This window comes from Bacillus sp. SLBN-46 (genome assembly GCF_031453555.1).
GTDB lineage: Bacteria > Bacillota > Bacilli > Bacillales > Cytobacillaceae > Neobacillus.
Map to the genome: position 1 here is coordinate 3306116 of NZ_JAVIZM010000001.1, position 16260 is coordinate 3322375.

Genomic DNA, 16260 nt, shown 5'->3' on the forward strand with positions numbered 1-16260 from the left:
GTATACTTAATTTATCAGATTTCTTTGTTTTCCCCATTGTGCAAAGCAGTAAGAGGAATCTGCTGGAACGATGATGATTCTTCTTCAATTACGGCTTCCCCTAGTTTTTCTAGTTCTAGATCTAGATAACTAGCCTCTCCCGTATTTTGATTTTCAACTTGGCTAGAGGATTTTTTCAAACTCAGTTGATATAAAACAACGCGTAAAATATACCCTAATACAAAAAATATTACAAAACCTATACCTGCTCTGAACACGGAAGTCTGCCACGTATTGTTCGTAAATGAAAATAAATAAGTAAGGAGGAATGCGGTCAACCCAATCATTGTATTAACTTTCCAATTTAATACCATAGGACCCTCCTCTTAAAATGATTTTCCTTTTGAGAAAATTCTTTCTAAAAAATTGCGTATCCCCTTGCTTGACGTATTTATAGATTCATCAGACTCTGGTAAAAAGGAATAGACAATTTGCTTAATGTTTTTTGAGGCCTCACAATTTGGATAGGACATAAAAAATGGAATTTGAGCTCTCACAGATTGTCGAACATGAATATCTTCCATTAAGAACCCTAAGGTCATTAATTTAAATTTTAAAAAACTACTAGAAGCATTTTTTATTGCTCTTGATGTATCGACTGCTTCTCGATAGGTCTGAGCACGGTTCACCACTAACCTAACATTAGGAGTGTGTTTCGTGAACTGCATGACAGTTTTCAACACAGCATAGGAATCAGCAATGGCTGTCGGTTCAGGAGTGGTAACCAAAATGGTTTCATCTGAAGCCAAAATAAAATCTACAAGCTCTCTTGATATCCCCGCACCAGTGTCTAGTAAAATAAAATCAGCATAGGTTTGAAGTTCCTGAATCTGACTCCAAAAGTACGCTAGCGTATTAGGATCTAATTCCATAAGATCCTGAATCTCAAGTCCACCTGAAATATAATCTATGCCTGCCGTTCCCTTTTCTAACACATCCCAAATAGATTTTTGCCGATGCAAAACATCAGCTAGACTATTCCGTGCCGTGATTCCCATTAGGATATTAATATTTGCAGTTGATAAATCTAAATCCAGCACGACTACCTTTTTACCAACTGCATTTAAACCTAACGCAAAGTTTAGAGTAAAATTTGATTTTCCTACTCCACCCTTTCCGCTCGTAATCGTAATTACACGTGCAGAATGTTTTTCTTCCTGCTGTACATTAAATCGATGCATATATTCTCTTAGACTTTGTGCTTGATCCATTTTATTTTTCCTTTCCTAATAAGTATCTAGCAAGCATTGTCGCATCGACAGTCGTTATGTCCTCAGGTACACTTTGTCCATTCGTGATGTACGATAATTGATAAGGGTATTTAAAGGCTATATTTAGAATCGAACCATAGCTGGAGGTTTCATCAAATTTTGTTAGGATCAGTTTTTGAATTGGGCTTTCTAAAAACTCATTCAACAATATTTCCATATCTTCAAACTTCGTTGTCATACTTAATACTAGATAATTGTCACTCTCAAGAGGATGATTTAAAAATTGATTAATTGATTCACGGTATTCCACTTCTTTATAATTCCGGCCAGTGGTATCCATATAGATTAGGTCATAATGTTCTAGTTTTTTAAGAGCAGTACCTAGTTCGTCTGCGGTACGAACGACTTCAACTGGAACATTTAAAATACCAGCATATGTTTTTAGCTGTTCTACAGCAGCAATCCGATACACATCAGTCGTGATCATTGCTACTCTACGCTTTTGTTTTAATACCTGTTCCGTAGCTAGTTTTGCAATAGAAGTTGTTTTCCCCACGCCCGTTGGTCCAATTACATTGATCATTCGTGTTCGTTCATGAACCATATTTGACACGGGTAATTTTTTTTCAATCATTTCTGTGATAATGGTAAGGAGTTCTTGCTCAATGATGTCCTCACTTAAGTCAACAATTGACTCATACTTCAATAGAATACCATTTACGATTTCTGAAACTACTTCCTCTTCAACACCCTGCTTTTTTAATCTGGTTACCCATTTGGACATCCCAGCAGGTAAAGCATCTTCCTGTTGGCCATTCATCATAAATGTCATCATCATTTTTTTCATTTGCAGGAGTTCATCAAGTAAAGGGCCTTCTTTTTCGGAAGCCATACTAGAAGATGAAATCTTTTTTTCAGCTTCCGGGGACTTAATAGGCGTTTGTGCTTCTGTCTTTTCTGATCCGCTAGAGGTTTTTGAATAATAATTATATAACCCTTGAGGATTCTTGTGAAAACCAGATGGATTCCCTTCTGTTTTACTTTCAAATTTGTTCATATTTGGAAGTAGTTTTTCTGGCTTATCCTTTATTTCTAGAGTAAATTTAGGTTCAACACTAGGCCTTTCCTTTTCTAAGGAATAAGCCGTTACTTCAAATTTTTGTTTAGCGAATAGACCGAAAACTCCACCTTTTTTGACCGTTCTGGTATTGACGATAATCGCATTTTCACCTAATTGCTGTCGTACCATTTTTAAAGCTAGTGGCATAGAATCTGCAACGATTTTTTTGGTTTTCATATATTCACTACTCCTATACTTTGGATCTCAATATTAGGTTCCAGTTCCGTATAAGCGAGAACAGGCACGGTTGGCATAATTTTATCTACAAATTGTTTTAAATACATCCGAATGTTTGGAGAAGTTAGGAATATAGGAAGACCTCCTGCTTTCACCACTCGGTCAATTTGTTCCTGTAAGACTTCCGTAATCCTTCTTGAAGTCTGTGGATCCATAGAAAGATAATAACCTCCTGCTTCCGTTTGCTGAATACAATCCGAAATCCCTTTTTCTAATGTTGCCCCAGCTGTTAAAACATTAATAATTCCGTTCTCTGAGTACTGCTCAGTAATTTGTTGGGTTAAGGACTGACGAACATATTCTGTTAACACTCTTGGTTCTTTTGTATAAACGGCGTAATCTGCAAGAGTTTCAAAGATTGCCGCTAAATCTCGAATAGATATTTGCTCTCGTAAAAGGTTTTGTAATACCTTCTGAATATCACCAGTTGATAGTAAGTTAGGTACCAGTTCGTCAACCAAATTAGGGTGAGTTGTTTTCAAGTTTTCAACTAATTCTTTTGTTTCTTCTCTTCGAAGTAGTTGGTACGCATATTGTTTTAAAACCTCAGTTAAATGAGTGGCAATCACGGATGGAGGATCCACAATCATATATCCCATTAACTCGGCCATTTGTTTTGCTTCCAAGCTTACCCATTTAGCTGGAAGGCCAAATGCTGGTTCAATTACTTGTATTCCGTCTAGTGTATCGTCTTCTGCTCCTTGATTCATTGCTAGGAAATGATCCAGGTAAACCTCACCTTCAGCAATGCGATTCCCACGGAATTTTAGAACATATTGGTTCGGAGTTAATTGCAAATTATCTCGAATCCGAATGGTAGGAATGACCAATCCTAATTCAATTGCAAATTGTCTACGTATCATGACGATCCTATCAAGAATGTCTCCACCCTGTTTTTGATCTGCTAATGGAATTAATCCATATCCAATTTCAAGTTCGAGTGTATCAAGTTGAAGTAAAGTAATTACTTTTTCTGGATTGCTAATGTCTTCTTCCATTGCTTCCATTTCAACTTGCTCATTTAAAAGTTCCTCTTTTTGTGCATTTTTTTGCATTGTATACGCACTAAACGCCAATAACCCAGCCACTGGCAATGTTAAGAAAAGACCAATCGGAGTAAATAACCCAAGCATAAAAATAGTTCCTGCAACAATATAAAGCAGTTTTGGGTAATTAAAAATCTGCTTCATAATATCTGAACCTAAGCTGCCATCAGTAGCAGCACGGGTTACTGTGATACCGGTTGCAGTAGAAATAAGTAACGCCGGTACTTGACTGACTAATCCATCACCGACAGACAACAGGGTAAAAGTGCTGGCTGCCTCTGCAAATCCCATCCCATGAATAGCCATTCCAATGATGAATCCACCAATAACATTGATCATGAGGATAATAATACCTGCAATAGCATCTCCTTTAACAAACTTACTTGCCCCGTCCATTGCACCGTAAAAATCAGATTCCTGTTCAATTTTTCTGCGTCGTGCTCGTGCATCCTGTTCGCTAATTAACCCCGCATTCATATCAGCATCAATACTCATCTGCTTACCAGGCATCGCATCCAATGTAAATCGAGCGGCTACTTCTGCAACCCTTTCGGAGCCTTTCGTAATAACAATAAATTGAATAACGACAAGAATTAAAAACACGATAAAACCGATAACAGGGTTCCCACCAATTACAAAGGAACCGAAGGTCTCGATTACTTTCCCGCCATCCGCCTTTGATAGGATGGAACGAGTGGTTGACACATTAAGTGCTAAACGAAATAAAGTGGTTATCAATAAAGCTGTAGGAAAAATGGAAAAATCCAATGGTTCCTTTGTATTCATTGCTACCAGCAAAATCATCAATGAGGCACAGATGTTGAAGATTAATAGAAAATCCAATAGTATTGTTGGCAGTGGAATAATCATCATCGTAACAATCAAAATAACAACGATGAAAACGGAAAGCTCTTTTATTTTCATGCCATCATCCCCTTATGCCGACCTTCTTGATAGTATACATACGCTAAAATCTCCCCCACTGCATTAAACAATTCTTCTGGTATTGGCTGTCCAATTTCTACCGAAGCAAAAAGAGCACGAGCCAAAGGCTTATTTTCAACGGTCATAATTTTGTTTTCTTTCGCAATTTCTTTTATCTTTAAAGCAATGTGATCTTTTCCTTTTGCAATCACTTCAGGGGCAGCCATTGTCTCGAAATCGTATTTTATAGCCACAGCGAAGTGTGTAGGATTAGTAATAACAACATCAGCCTTAGGCAGCTCCTGCATCATTCGATTCATGGATAATTGCTGCTGCATCGCTCTCCTCTTCCCTTTAATTAAAGGGTCACCTTCCGACTTCTTATGTTCATCCTTTATATCCTGTTTGGACATTCGAATTTTCTTTTCATGCTCAAACCACTTATAGAAATAATCTGCAGCTGCTAACACTATTAAACAAGCAGCAATCGTAATTCCAATTTGTACGGTTAGCGAGCCAATGAATCTAGCAGATTCATAAAGATTTTTTTCACCTATAGAAAATAATTCATCTTTTTGTTTCCAAATCAATATATATACAATACTTGAGGTAATGACGATTTTTAAAATGGATTTAATTAATTCCACAACTGCCCTGAGGGAAAAAATCTGTTTCGCCCCTTCGAGCGGATTAAGCTTCCCCAAGTTCATTTTTAACGATTCAATATTGAACATAAATCCTACTTGCATGTAATTTGCAACCACACCGGCAACAAGTACCACACCAAAAATGGGTGCAACTAATTTAGTAACGTCCAACAGTAATTGATTAAATAAGAGCTGAGTACTAGAAATTGATAACTCCCAAAGCAAGTACTCTTGAAAACTATGTCGATAAATATTTAAGCAACCTTCAATAAAACTTTTTCCACCGATCATAAAAAACGAGAAGCTAAGAAGCAGGGTAAGGGCTGATGATACCTCCGGACTTTTCGCGACCTGCCCTTTTTTCCTAACCTCCCGCCGTTTATTTGGCGTGGCCTTTTCCGTCTTTTCTCCAGAAAATAGTTGCAAATCTAAACGAAGAAGCATCCTCCTTACACCCCCATTATCTTCAGAATAGAATTCATGGATCCAAACATGTTTTCAAAAAGAATTTTTAATAAATAAAAGAAACTTGGTAATACAAAAATATAAATTAAAAAGTGAATCAATATTTTCATTGGCGGAAACACTGCAAACAAATTCATCTGGGGCACGGTTCTAGCAATAATCCCCAAGGCAACATCCACAACAAATAAAGTACCGATGATAGGTGCAGCCATCATAAAACCGATTAAAAACATCTGCTGGAGCGTTTCTAGTAAAAAAGTGGCTATCCTGCCATCTGTAAATGCAGGTACAGTTGCTTTGAGTGAAATCCAGTCAAAACTTGCCAGTATTCCTTGAATAAGTAAATGATGACCATTAGTAGTAAGTAACACTAAAAGAGCAAGAGTGTTTTGCATGCGTCCTGATAGTTGAGAACTTGTCCCAAACGTAGGGTCAAAAAGACTCGCCATGGAAAAGCCAATAAGTACATCCATTAAAGATCCAGCCATTTGCACAGCATAGAGGAGGATATTTCCTACCATTCCCAATACAATACCTACCAAAAACTCTTTAAGTATTAGTAGGGCAATCGTAGATTCTGAAAATGAATCAATTGGTTCTTTTACTATCCCCACACAAAGGATACTTAGAAAAACACTAAAACCAATTTTATATTGCGCCGGTATTTGACGCCCTGAAAATAATGGCGCTGTTACCATAAATGTCGTAATGCGTACAAAAACCAGTAAAAAAGTCCACAAAGTTGATGCATCTATATTCATCATTTACCCCACGAATTGAGAAAGATTTCCCAATAAGTTTTGTGTAAAATCTACCACATGACGCAGCATCCATGGTCCAAAAAATAGGATAGAAAGAAAGACAGCGACAATCTTTGGAACGAACGCCAGCGTTTGTTCCTGAATTTGTGTGGTAGCTTGAAAAATACTAACCAATAACCCTACAATTAATGCAATACCGGCAACTGGTGCAATAACAATAAGTATGGTATAAATCGCTTCTTGAGCAATTCGTAAGATTAATTCAGTGGTCATTAATTACATCCCCTTCTTAAAAACTCACAAGCAGTGATTTAACAATTAAGTGCCAACCATCTACTAAAATGAATAAAAGAATCTTAAATGGCAGCGAAATCATCACTGGAGGGAGCATCATCATCCCCATTGACATCAATACACTTGACACAATCATGTCGATGACTAAGAAAGGGATAAAAATCATAAATCCCATCTGAAAGGCTGTTTTTAATTCGCTTATTGCATAGGCTGGGACTAATGCAGTTAACGGTATGTCTTTAACCTCATTTGGTTTTTTCATCTTTGCATAATCCATAAACAGGGAAAGATCTTTCTCACGAGTGTGCTTTGCCATAAATTCCTTCAACGGTTCACTTGCTGACTGAAAGGCTTCCTCCTGCGACATTTTACCAGCAAGAAAGGGCTGTAAAGCATTATGATTCATTTCTGAAAAAGTTGGACCCATAATAAAAAACGTCATAAACAGCGACAAACCAATTAAAACTTGATTTGGTGGTATTTGTTGAGTACCCAATGCATTTCTTACGAACCCAAACACAACAATTATTCGAGTAAAACTAGTCATTAAAATAAGAAAAGCAGGCGCAATTGATAAAACCGTAATTAGTAAAATAATACGCATAGTGTTTGAAACTTGATTAGGATCACCAGAGCCAGAACCTAAATCAATTCCAGGCAATATGGTTCCTGCAGGGCTAGCTGCATGTGCTACTGAAATGAAACCAAGTGTCAGAAGTGGAACAAGAATAGCTAATTTTCGTTTCATCGTTCCTACTCCTCTCCATTTTCTTGGTGCATTTTTTGCAGTTGTGTACGGAAAACTGTATTCCATATTTTTTTTGAATCTTTCGGGATCCATTTCGAGGTTGATCCTTCCGCTTGATTTTCATAACTTTCTAGTAAAAGCTGATACTCTTCCCCTTGAGTAATTGTTCGGATCAACGTAACGTCCTCACCAACTCCTACAATATAAATGGTATTACCAATTAGTAACACCTGTAGTGAACGATTGTTACCTAACATGTGACCGCCAATTGGAAGGACAGGTCCATTCGATTGCAACGTACGTCCTTTTTTGGATAAAAAACGAAGTAAAATATATAATAATGCAATGACCAAAATAAATGAGAAAATAAATTTTATAAGTAAGGGGAATAAAGAAGTTGATTGACTATCCACGGCTTTAGTCGAAGTTGAAGTCGATTTTTTCTCACCCTTCTGGATAGAATCATAGACGGAAGGCTCGCCGCCGGAAGTTGAACCTGCGGCAAAAGTGGTGGATTGAACTGAAAGTAAATAAATAAACATAACAAAAAAAAGAATCGTGCGTTTCATGGTTTTCTCCTTCCTTGGAGTACATTTCTAGTTGTTTAAATCGGCCGTAATTTTTGCTGCTAATTTCGCATCTACCTTGGCAATTTCCGTTAATATTTGGCCCCTTGTACTATTGTTGATTTTTTTCATTAAATCCATTGCTACGATTGAGTTCGTTCCCATCATGGATTGAATAATGATTGCTGATTGAGCAGCTGGCATTCCAGCAATCGTTTCAGATAAAGTTTCAGATGGGTTTTCTTGCTTTAAGGCAAGTTCGTGCACTTGTTCTGTTAGGGCAGTTGAATCAGTTTCATTTAGAGTAGAGATTTCTTTAATCAACATGGTTATTTGAGCAGCTCTCTTTGGATCCTTCATCCCACCAAGGATACTACTTTGATGGTCCTGGTCTAGCATCATGATTGTTAGAGAAGCTTCTTCAAGCGGCATTGCTTCGAAGATGGCAGCAGCCTTGGATGCAGACATATTTTCATAGATGCCTGCTACTTGTTTCATTTGTTCCTGAGTTTTTTGTGCTTGTTTCTCTTTTAATTGTTTTTGCAGTTCATCATTAATCTTTTTTTGATCCTCCAAACTTTTTTGATTGGAGTTTAAACCTTTTTTTAAGTTTGATATTTTTTGATTCATTTCTTTGACTGTCGTTTCGCTTTTTAAGTACATTTTTTTCCATTCATCAGAATCATCCGTATTTTCTGCCTCTACAGGAGTAGGATCAGCAATAAGCTGATTCATAATAGGTACTCGATTTCCCCATTCTTTGAATGTATCTCCCACTGGAAAACCCATAAACTTCAAAAGAAATGCTACTAAGACAATTGTAAAAATTAATGGTAGGATCCCTATATAAAAAATGGTTCCTAGTTTTGAACGTCGATTCTCTTCCATTGTTCCTCTCCTCATACCCTTCGGGAATAGCGAAGGATGGCCATCTCATCCAACATTGCTTGTTCTTGTCGATCCATTTGTTTTTGAAAAGCTTCCTTTGATTTCGTTTTCCATTGATTCCACATTTTGGCTTCCTGTGTACGTTCAATCAGTAATTGATGTTTTTGTTCAACTTCCTGATGGATGATTTGCGATTGATTCTCTAATTGTTTCATTTGTAGGTTCACATATTCAAGTTCTCGTTGGACCTCCAAAATCTCCCATACAGTTTTACGATGGACTTGGTTATATTGGTCTAATACCTGATCCTTAACCATTTCCAACCCTTCCATTTGTTCTTCAAGCTTCGATTGTTGAAGTTTAACCGTGCCATATTCTTGATGAGCTATTTCTTTTTCATTTTCTTTAAAATCAAGTACTTTTTGAAAAGAAAAGGTAAATTTCATCGCATAATCGCTCCAAATTGTGAAGTTAAAAAGGATTCTGCATCCTCTAGACTAGAAGTTTCATAGATACCTTGTCGTAAGAATTGATCCATATGTGGCTTCAAGCGCATCGCTAAATCAATTTCACGGTTAGAGCCTTTTTTATAAGCCCCTATATTAATTAAATCTTCTGCCTGATTATAAGAAGCTAATAAATTCCTAAAATTCCTTGCTGCCTTTAGGTGTTCCTCGCTGGTAATTTCAGTCATTACCCTGCTAACACTATTTAAAACATCAATTGAAGGAAATATCCCTTTTGCACCAATAGCACGGTTGAGGACAATATGCCCATCTAAAATCCCTCTTACTGCATCTGCTATTGGTTCATTCATATCATCTCCATCCACAAGAACAGTATAGATTGCGGAAATGGTTCCTCTAGGTCCAGTTCCAGCACGTTCTAATAGCTGTGGAAGCATGGCAAATACGGAAGGAGTATACCCCTTGGTCGTAGGCGGTTCTCCGATGGCCAGTCCAATTTCCCTCTGTGCCATGGCAAAGCGTGTAACAGAATCCATAACGAGCATAACGTCCATCCCCTGGTCTCGGAAATACTCGGCAATGGAAGTCGCAATCATGGCACCTTTAATTCGAATAAGTGCGGGTTGATCCGATGTTGCAACAATAACAACTGATTTTTTCAACCCTTCTTCACCAAGGTTCTGTTCAATAAAATCAAGTACTTCACGACCCCTCTCACCAATTAAGGCGATAACATTTACGTCGGCCGTGGTATTTCTAGAGATCATTCCAAGCAGAGTACTTTTACCAACACCACTGCCGGCAAAGATCCCCATTCTTTGCCCTTTTCCCATGGTTAATAACCCATCTATCGTCCGAACACCCACACCTAATGATGAATGAATCCTTGGTCTATTTAGGGGATTTAGAGGTATGGCATGTGTAGGAACTTCCTCTAATCCTACTGGCAATGGCATTCCATCCATTGGCTGACCCAATCCATCTAATATACGACCAAGCAAATGACGACCTGCTTTTACAGTCATTTGCTTACCGCTAGCAACTACATCGCATCCTGGACCAATGGACCGTACTTCTCCAAGTGGCATCAGGAGTACCTTATTTTCCCTAATACCTACAACTTCTGCTTGTATAGGAATTTGTGAATTAGTTGGATAAATGGAACATAGCTCACCTATTTTCACATCAGGCCCTTGAGATTCAATGGTAAGTCCGATAATTTGCGTTATTTTCCCATTAACTCTTACTGGATCCACGCTGCGAATAAGCTTAGCATAGTTTTCAACTGATAAAACCACTTTCAGGGTCCCTCACTTCTAAAATAACCTTTTTGATTTCCTCTATTTGAGTATCAATACGAGCATCCACACTACCGTAAGCCGTTCTAATAATACATCCCTTAGAAGTAACAGAATGGTCCGGAATGATTTTAATTTCTGTTTCACCATTTACAACGGCTATAAGATGAGATCGTTGTGCTTGAATAAAATCAAAATCGTCAGGGTGAACACAAACAGTAATAAATTCTTTTTCCTTAAAGCGAAGAATGTGTTCCTTAATTAACTCAACAAACTGTTCTGGGTTATTATCGAGTTCTTTCTTTATTATATGCGTAGCAATAACCGTGCTTAACTCTAGTAAAAAAGGCTCAGCTTCAGAAATGATTGAGGCTTTTTGTTCGTAAGCCTGTTCCAGCAAGTTTTGTATCTGTTCTATTTTCCCTTGATACTCACTGGTAACTTCCTTCATAGCTTCTTGCTTCCCCTGGGCATATCCATCGTGATATCCCTTATGTTCCGCTTCTCGAGATAATTTCTCTAGTTGTCTTTGGTTTTCTTCCCACCACTGGCTAATTTTTTCCTCGGCAGCTTTCTCAAGTGATCGAGCTTTCTCCTCAGCTCTTTCTATAATTAATTTAGCTTGAACTTCGGCTTCTTGGATTATTTGATGAGCATTTGAATAAGTAACCTCTTTATCCATTTCCGGATTTTGAGAGAGATTCACATCAGTATCCTTCCGGTCAAACATCACCTGGGGCTGTAAAATTACCTTTTTACCTTCCATTAAGGAGAGATGGGTTGACTTAAATACTTTAGAATAAGACTTCATCAGCCCCACCTCGAGCAATGACTAACTCTCCGGAATCTTCTAAGCGGCGGATAATGGAAACAATTCTTCCCTGTGCTTCTTCCACATCCTTAACTCTAACTGGCCCAAGATATTGCATTTCTTCTTCGATAGTTTGAACCATCCTTGAGGACATATTTTCGAAAATAACCTTTTTGACTTCTGGACTGGATGCCTTTAAAGATAAGAGCAAATCTTGATTTTCCACCTCTTGGATAACCCGTTGAATGGCACGGCTGTCCAGTGTAATAATATCCTCGAAGACAAACATCCGTTTCTTGATTTCCTCTACCAGATCCTGATCTTTCATTTCCAGTTGTTCTAGAATACTCTTTTCAGTTGCTCGATCTACACCATTTAGAATGCTGACAATTGATTCGATACCACCTACAACAGTAAAGTCATGGCGAATGGTAGTAGCGAGTTTTTGTTCGAGAATCGTTTCTACTTCTTTAATGACCTCCGGTGACGTTTGTTCCAAGACAGCTATTCTCCTTGCAACATCAGATTGAAGATCTTCAGGTAATGATGAAAGAATCATAGATGATTGCTGCGGCTCTAAATGAGCGAGTACTAATGCAATAGTCTGAGGGTGCTCATTTTGAAGGAAATGATAAATTTGCATCGCATCTACACGACGGGCAAAGTCAAATGGCTTTACCTGAAGCTGTGTAGTTAATCGGTAGATAATCTCTTGGGCACGATCCTTCCCTAGGGCTGATTCTAATACATCTTGCGCATAGGTAATACCACCCATTTGAAGAAAATCCTGAGCAATGCACATTTCATGAAATTCCTTCAAGACTTCTTCCTTTTCTTTGGCATCAACCTTCTGAATATTCGCAATCGCGAGGGTAATTTGATCGATTTCTTCTTCAGGCAAATGTTTGAATACTTTTGCGGAAGCTTCCTTTCCCATTGCAATAAGCAAAATCGCTACTTTTTGTTTTCCACTCAATTTTAATGCCGTTGCCATGGGAATTAAACCTCCTCTTCATGAATCCATGTTCTAATAACTTTTGAAAAATCTTCCGGTCTTTGTTCTAACAGCTTTCTTAATTGACTTTCGACACTCATGTCTTGTTCTGCAAAATAATCTGCATCTTTAACAGGTACTGATTGCTCTACTTCTTCTTCTAATTCCACTTGTTTTTGTCCTTTGCGGCGAAGGCCCCACCATATTAATCCTCCTAGCAAAAGTACACCCGCAGCTGTAGCTGCACCAATCCATAACCAATTTTTTGTTGTAACACTTTCATTAGGCGTATTCTTTGCAAATGCATGAGGAAAAACAGTAATCCGCTGGTCAATTTCGTTTTGACTTAAATCCGGATGACCAAGTGCTGTACGAACAGTATTAGCAACGATGTTTCTAATATTATCCTGAGTTGCTTTCGAAAGTGTATTGGATTTTGTCGAATCAGGTTCTACACCAACATTGATAGTAATATCATCTATTTGATATGGGCTTTTTACGATTTCATTATTAATTCGGTTGACTTCATAATTTACCCTATTTTCTGATTCTTCATAATTACTGTCTCCACTTGATTCGGTACCAACATATCCAGGGACATCCGTTTCACCTGTTCCAACCACGCCACCTGGATTGGACCCCCCTGCACCAGAGTAAGTTTTGGAGGTTTTCTCAGAGCTAATAGCAATCCCGCTATTATTTCCATCAGTGGGCTTTACTAGCTTTTCTTCAGTTTTCACTTTATCAAAATTCATTTTAACAAACGTATGCACGAACACTTTGTCTGTTCCCAAAATGTTTCCTAGTAAACTTTGAAGATTTTGTTGAATATCTCTTTCTACATTTTGTTGAATTTTGCGCTGTTCATCATACTTATCGAGCGGCTGGTCCTCATTATCAGCATCTTGCAAGGCTAGTGTCTCACTGTACTGGTTCATAATCGTGATATTTTCTACTGGTAGATTCGGTACACTGCGAGAAACCAATGTATAAAGTGCTCTTATTTGTTGTGAACTTAGCTTCGTGCCAGGGTCTACCTCTACCATTACTGAAGCGCTCGCTTTTTGTTCATCACCTTCACGGATAAACACGGAGTTTTCAGGCAAAGTAACAAGTACCTCAGCATTCTTAATCCCATCCACATGTTTAATCACTTCAGCTACTTGATTTTGCATGGCTTCACGCTCTAAAATGTCATATTGCCTGTCAGTAGCGCCAAATGAAAGATTTTGACCAAAGATATCATAATTAATTTTATTGTCTTTAGGATATCCCTTTGAAGCAAGACTAACTAATAAGTCAGGTGCATCCTTTTGTGGAACTTGAATGCTTGTCCCCGTTTCGGAGAGCTTATATTCTGTATAGCCTTGTTTATCCAATTCTGCTTTAATGTCCCCTACTTCCCGTTGAGACAATTGACCCGTGTATAACGGTACATATTGGGGTCGTGACGCAAAAAAGATAAAGGTAGAAAGGGCAACTAAAAGAAATAAAAATGTCCCTATGATGAGTCCTTTTTGTTTTGAGCTTTTTGACCTCCAATAATTGCCGAAGAGCTCTCCTGTTTGTTTAAGTTGATCTGTCCATGATCGTTTCATTTCTCACCCTGCCTAGCTTTCTATCATTCTTTAAAATTGCATCCGCATCGTTTCTTGATAGGCTTCCACAGCCTTATCCCTGATAGTAACGGTTAATTCCAATGCTACTTTTGCCTTTTGCGAGGCAATCGTTACATCATGTATATTCTCAATTTCACCTGCTGCAGCTTTAACAGTAAGACTAGAAGCCTGCTTTACAGTGGTATCGACATTTTCAAGATACCCTTTAAGGACATTTGCAAACGAATTTTGATTCGAACTTGATTCCATATTTTGAATAGGATTTTGATTAATTTTGATAAATCCACTATTTATACCAGAAATATTCAACTACAGTTCCCCCTAACGGCCTACTTCTAAAGCTTTTAACATCATTGATTTCCCGGTATTAAAAGCGGTCACGTTTGCTTCATACGCTCTAGAGGCAGCCAATAAATCGATCATTTCTTTTGATAGATCGACATTCGGCATCATAACATAACCATCCACATTGGCATCAGGGTGGGATGGGTCATAGACCATCTTGTATGGGGTTCGGTCATCGACAATTCCAGTTACCCTTACGCCTTGCAACTGGTTTTGGGATTGCGTCTGTTTTTGCATTTCCCCTTGAAGTAACTGATTAAATGATCTTTCTCTTGGTTCCATCTCGACCATCTTCCGACGATAAGGTTCCCATTTTCCATTAACAAATTTTCCTCTAGTTGATTCAGCATTCGCGATATTGGAAGATACTACATCCATTCGTAAGCGCTGAGCGGTTAAGGCTGAGGCATTAATATTTAACGAATCAAACATATTCCCTAACTCCTTCCTTTAATCGCAATAGACAATTGCTGAAACTCACTATTAACTTGCTCAGTTAGAGTATAGTACCAAAGCGAGTTTTTTCCCATACGGGTCATTTCCTCATCGATATCTACGTTATTACCGTTATTTTGCATAACTGAATCTGTATTCTCCACAATGTTTGCTGAAGGGATCAAAGATGGAGTCCCTATGACCATATGCCGAGAGTCCGTTCGGTTTCCAGAAAAGTTTGTTTGATTGGTTAAGTGTTTTTTTAAGATATCCTCAAACACTACTTGTTTTGATTTATAACCTGGTGTTTCTGCATTTGAAATATTATTTGAAATAACCTGTTGTCGTAAACTGGAAGCGTCTAGCGCTTTTTGCAGGAGGCTAATATTATTCAAAATAGTCCCCCTCCTTTCCATCTTTAAAACTTTGACATTTTTCGATATTTATCAACAAATTCAACATATATTCATCAATATACTATAAAAAAGGTGTATTAATCTACATATTTTTACATAGTTTATTATGGTAAGAGAACTTTTCGTGAATTATCAGGCTTTTAGTTCTCCAAAAAATTTACTGACACCTGAAACCCAATGATTGTTAAGGCTCGTAGGATCATTCGCCGCACCCACCGGAGCATATTTTGCTGCGATTTTGGTAATATTTGATAGGCCCATTCCTAAATAATTCTTACTAATATTACGAGCCATATCCATAATACTTTCCTCAATGGAGGCATAGGATCTTAATCCGTTTTTCCCCATCATTCCAGCTATATTATTCTTTACATATGCTGCTTTTGAGGTCCCATTTCCTGTTTCGTGCTTTGCAATAGCCACTAATAGCGCAGGGTCGACATTATACCTTTGTCCAGCTTGAAGGAAGGCATTCCCCATCCCTTTTAATTTCCCACCAAGTACTTGATCTATTTTTTCTGCACTAATGGAACTAAAACGTAATGGCTCATCTGAATTTAGTGTCAGATGATCCATTTCTACATTTGGAATATCATTGTTAAAGGACATATTTTCTATAAAGGAATTCAGTGTGGGCTGAATAGTAGCTGGAACATTATTTTCCACTAATTCATTTAAAACAGATGTAAAAAGATTTGTGAATTCAGAATTAGCGGTTCCCATTTTAGAATTTAACTTCTCATTACGAACTAATGTATTTGTTAGCATGGTTTTTGTAAACCAATCATCACCTATTTTCAATGGTATGCTCCTTTCTTCTAAATAATTTAAGTTTTGGCAACACAGAAAAGATGCGTGACTACGGTTTAGTATACGTGGTCACGCACTATAAAGAAGCCATTTCTCAATTTCACGATTTCACTTTGTAG

The 16260-nt window shown here is 37.8% G+C and carries 19 protein-coding genes; all 19 read right to left on the reverse strand.

Features of this window, described 5'->3' with window-relative positions; translation table 11 throughout:
• Positions 1 to 14: 14 nt before the first annotated feature.
• The 19 genes from QFZ87_RS16950 to QFZ87_RS17040 all read right to left on the reverse strand — a co-directional run bounded on the left by QFZ87_RS16950 (position 15) and on the right by QFZ87_RS17040 (position 16132).
• Positions 15 to 353 (reverse strand): hypothetical protein, encoded by a 339-nt coding sequence (locus tag QFZ87_RS16950; protein WP_309863722.1) that lies wholly within the window; start codon positions 351 to 353, stop codon positions 15 to 17.
• A 12-nt stretch (positions 354 to 365) separates the two neighbouring features.
• Positions 366 to 1250, reverse strand: a complete 885-nt coding sequence (locus QFZ87_RS16955; RefSeq protein WP_309863724.1) for a MinD/ParA family protein — start codon at positions 1248 to 1250, stop codon at positions 366 to 368.
• 1 nt (position 1251) lies between these two features.
• Positions 1252 to 2547, reverse strand: coding sequence for a flagellar biosynthesis GTPase FlhF (flhF, locus tag QFZ87_RS16960; RefSeq protein WP_309863726.1), 1296 nt, complete (start codon positions 2545 to 2547; stop codon positions 1252 to 1254).
• Positions 2544 to 4577, reverse strand: a complete 2034-nt coding sequence (gene flhA / locus QFZ87_RS16965) for a flagellar biosynthesis protein FlhA (protein ID WP_309863729.1) — start codon at positions 4575 to 4577, stop codon at positions 2544 to 2546. Before flhA ends, flhF begins: the two co-directional genes overlap by 4 nt.
• Positions 4574 to 5668 carry a flagellar biosynthesis protein FlhB gene (flhB, locus tag QFZ87_RS16970; protein WP_309863732.1) on the reverse strand — a complete coding sequence of 365 codons (1095 nt, stop codon included), beginning with the start codon at positions 5666 to 5668 and terminating at the stop codon, positions 4574 to 4576. Before flhB ends, flhA begins: the two co-directional genes overlap by 4 nt.
• 5 nt (positions 5669 to 5673) lie before the next feature.
• Positions 5674 to 6453, reverse strand: coding sequence for a flagellar biosynthetic protein FliR (fliR, locus tag QFZ87_RS16975; RefSeq protein WP_309863735.1), 780 nt, complete (start codon positions 6451 to 6453; stop codon positions 5674 to 5676).
• On the reverse strand, positions 6454 to 6723 hold the full coding sequence (gene fliQ / locus QFZ87_RS16980) for a flagellar biosynthesis protein FliQ (RefSeq protein WP_309863737.1): 270 nt from the start codon (positions 6721 to 6723) through the stop codon (positions 6454 to 6456).
• A 16-nt stretch (positions 6724 to 6739) separates the two neighbouring features.
• Entirely contained in the window at positions 6740 to 7492 is a 753-nt protein-coding gene (gene fliP / locus QFZ87_RS16985; protein ID WP_309863741.1) for a flagellar type III secretion system pore protein FliP, read from the reverse strand.
• Positions 7493 to 7497: 5 nt separating this feature from the next.
• On the reverse strand, positions 7498 to 8061 hold the full coding sequence (locus tag QFZ87_RS16990) for a flagellar biosynthetic protein FliO (RefSeq protein ID WP_309863743.1): 564 nt from the start codon (positions 8059 to 8061) through the stop codon (positions 7498 to 7500).
• 27 nt (positions 8062 to 8088) lie between these two features.
• Positions 8089 to 8946 (reverse strand): MotE family protein, encoded by an 858-nt coding sequence (locus QFZ87_RS16995; protein WP_309863745.1) that lies wholly within the window; start codon positions 8944 to 8946, stop codon positions 8089 to 8091.
• A gap of 11 nt (positions 8947 to 8957) precedes the next feature.
• Positions 8958 to 9392, reverse strand: coding sequence for a flagellar export protein FliJ (locus QFZ87_RS17000; protein WP_309863747.1), 435 nt, complete (start codon positions 9390 to 9392; stop codon positions 8958 to 8960).
• A complete protein-coding gene (fliI, locus tag QFZ87_RS17005; RefSeq protein ID WP_309863749.1) occupies positions 9389 to 10711 on the reverse strand; it encodes a flagellar protein export ATPase FliI in 1323 nt (440 codons plus the stop codon). Before fliI ends, QFZ87_RS17000 begins: the two co-directional genes overlap by 4 nt.
• On the reverse strand, positions 10695 to 11522 hold the full coding sequence (gene fliH, locus QFZ87_RS17010) for a flagellar assembly protein FliH (RefSeq protein ID WP_309863751.1): 828 nt from the start codon (positions 11520 to 11522) through the stop codon (positions 10695 to 10697). Before fliH ends, fliI begins: the two co-directional genes overlap by 17 nt.
• Entirely contained in the window at positions 11506 to 12516 is a 1011-nt protein-coding gene (fliG, locus tag QFZ87_RS17015) for a flagellar motor switch protein FliG (protein ID WP_309863753.1), read from the reverse strand. The genes fliH and fliG overlap by 17 nt, the downstream gene beginning before the upstream one ends.
• Positions 12517 to 12521: 5 nt before the next feature.
• Entirely contained in the window at positions 12522 to 14114 is a 1593-nt protein-coding gene (fliF, locus tag QFZ87_RS17020; RefSeq protein WP_309863755.1) for a flagellar basal-body MS-ring/collar protein FliF, read from the reverse strand.
• Positions 14115 to 14144: 30 nt separating this feature from the next.
• The gene (fliE, locus tag QFZ87_RS17025; RefSeq protein ID WP_309863757.1) at positions 14145 to 14444 is read right to left on the reverse strand and encodes a flagellar hook-basal body complex protein FliE; all 300 of its coding nucleotides are present in this window, start codon (positions 14442 to 14444) and stop codon (positions 14145 to 14147) included.
• Between the two features lie 12 nt (positions 14445 to 14456).
• The gene (gene flgC / locus QFZ87_RS17030; RefSeq protein ID WP_309863759.1) at positions 14457 to 14912 is read right to left on the reverse strand and encodes a flagellar basal body rod protein FlgC; all 456 of its coding nucleotides are present in this window, start codon (positions 14910 to 14912) and stop codon (positions 14457 to 14459) included.
• Between the two features lie 5 nt (positions 14913 to 14917).
• Entirely contained in the window at positions 14918 to 15310 is a 393-nt protein-coding gene (gene flgB / locus QFZ87_RS17035) for a flagellar basal body rod protein FlgB (protein ID WP_309863762.1), read from the reverse strand.
• Between the two features lie 153 nt (positions 15311 to 15463).
• Positions 15464 to 16132 carry a glucosaminidase domain-containing protein gene (locus QFZ87_RS17040; RefSeq protein ID WP_309863764.1) on the reverse strand — a complete coding sequence of 223 codons (669 nt, stop codon included), beginning with the start codon at positions 16130 to 16132 and terminating at the stop codon, positions 15464 to 15466.
• Positions 16133 to 16260 lie beyond the last annotated feature (128 nt).

What these genes read in the sequence shown, in the direction of transcription:
- flhF (WP_309863726.1), bottom strand. Translation starts at nt 2,547, where the DNA reads ATGAAAACCAAAAAAATCGTTGCAGATTCTATGCCACTAGCTTTAAAA.
- fliP (WP_309863741.1), bottom strand. Translation starts at nt 7,492, where the DNA reads ATGAAACGAAAATTAGCTATTCTTGTTCCACTTCTGACACTTGGTTTC.
- flhA (WP_309863729.1), bottom strand. Translation starts at nt 4,577, where the DNA reads ATGAAAATAAAAGAGCTTTCCGTTTTCATCGTTGTTATTTTGATTGTT.
- QFZ87_RS16955 (WP_309863724.1), bottom strand. Translation starts at nt 1,250, where the DNA reads ATGGATCAAGCACAAAGTCTAAGAGAATATATGCATCGATTTAATGTA.
- fliF (WP_309863755.1), bottom strand. Translation starts at nt 14,114, where the DNA reads ATGAAACGATCATGGACAGATCAACTTAAACAAACAGGAGAGCTCTTC.
- fliG (WP_309863753.1), bottom strand. Translation starts at nt 12,516, where the DNA reads ATGGCAACGGCATTAAAATTGAGTGGAAAACAAAAAGTAGCGATTTTG.
- fliR (WP_309863735.1), bottom strand. Translation starts at nt 6,453, where the DNA reads ATGATGAATATAGATGCATCAACTTTGTGGACTTTTTTACTGGTTTTT.
- QFZ87_RS16950 (WP_309863722.1), bottom strand. Translation starts at nt 353, where the DNA reads ATGGTATTAAATTGGAAAGTTAATACAATGATTGGGTTGACCGCATTC.
- flgC (WP_309863759.1), bottom strand. Translation starts at nt 14,912, where the DNA reads ATGTTTGATTCGTTAAATATTAATGCCTCAGCCTTAACCGCTCAGCGC.
- QFZ87_RS16995 (WP_309863745.1), bottom strand. Translation starts at nt 8,946, where the DNA reads ATGGAAGAGAATCGACGTTCAAAACTAGGAACCATTTTTTATATAGGG.
- fliH (WP_309863751.1), bottom strand. Translation starts at nt 11,522, where the DNA reads ATGAAGTCTTATTCTAAAGTATTTAAGTCAACCCATCTCTCCTTAATG.
- QFZ87_RS16990 (WP_309863743.1), bottom strand. Translation starts at nt 8,061, where the DNA reads ATGAAACGCACGATTCTTTTTTTTGTTATGTTTATTTATTTACTTTCA.
- flhB (WP_309863732.1), bottom strand. Translation starts at nt 5,668, where the DNA reads ATGCTTCTTCGTTTAGATTTGCAACTATTTTCTGGAGAAAAGACGGAA.
- fliQ (WP_309863737.1), bottom strand. Translation starts at nt 6,723, where the DNA reads ATGACCACTGAATTAATCTTACGAATTGCTCAAGAAGCGATTTATACC.
- QFZ87_RS17000 (WP_309863747.1), bottom strand. Translation starts at nt 9,392, where the DNA reads ATGAAATTTACCTTTTCTTTTCAAAAAGTACTTGATTTTAAAGAAAAT.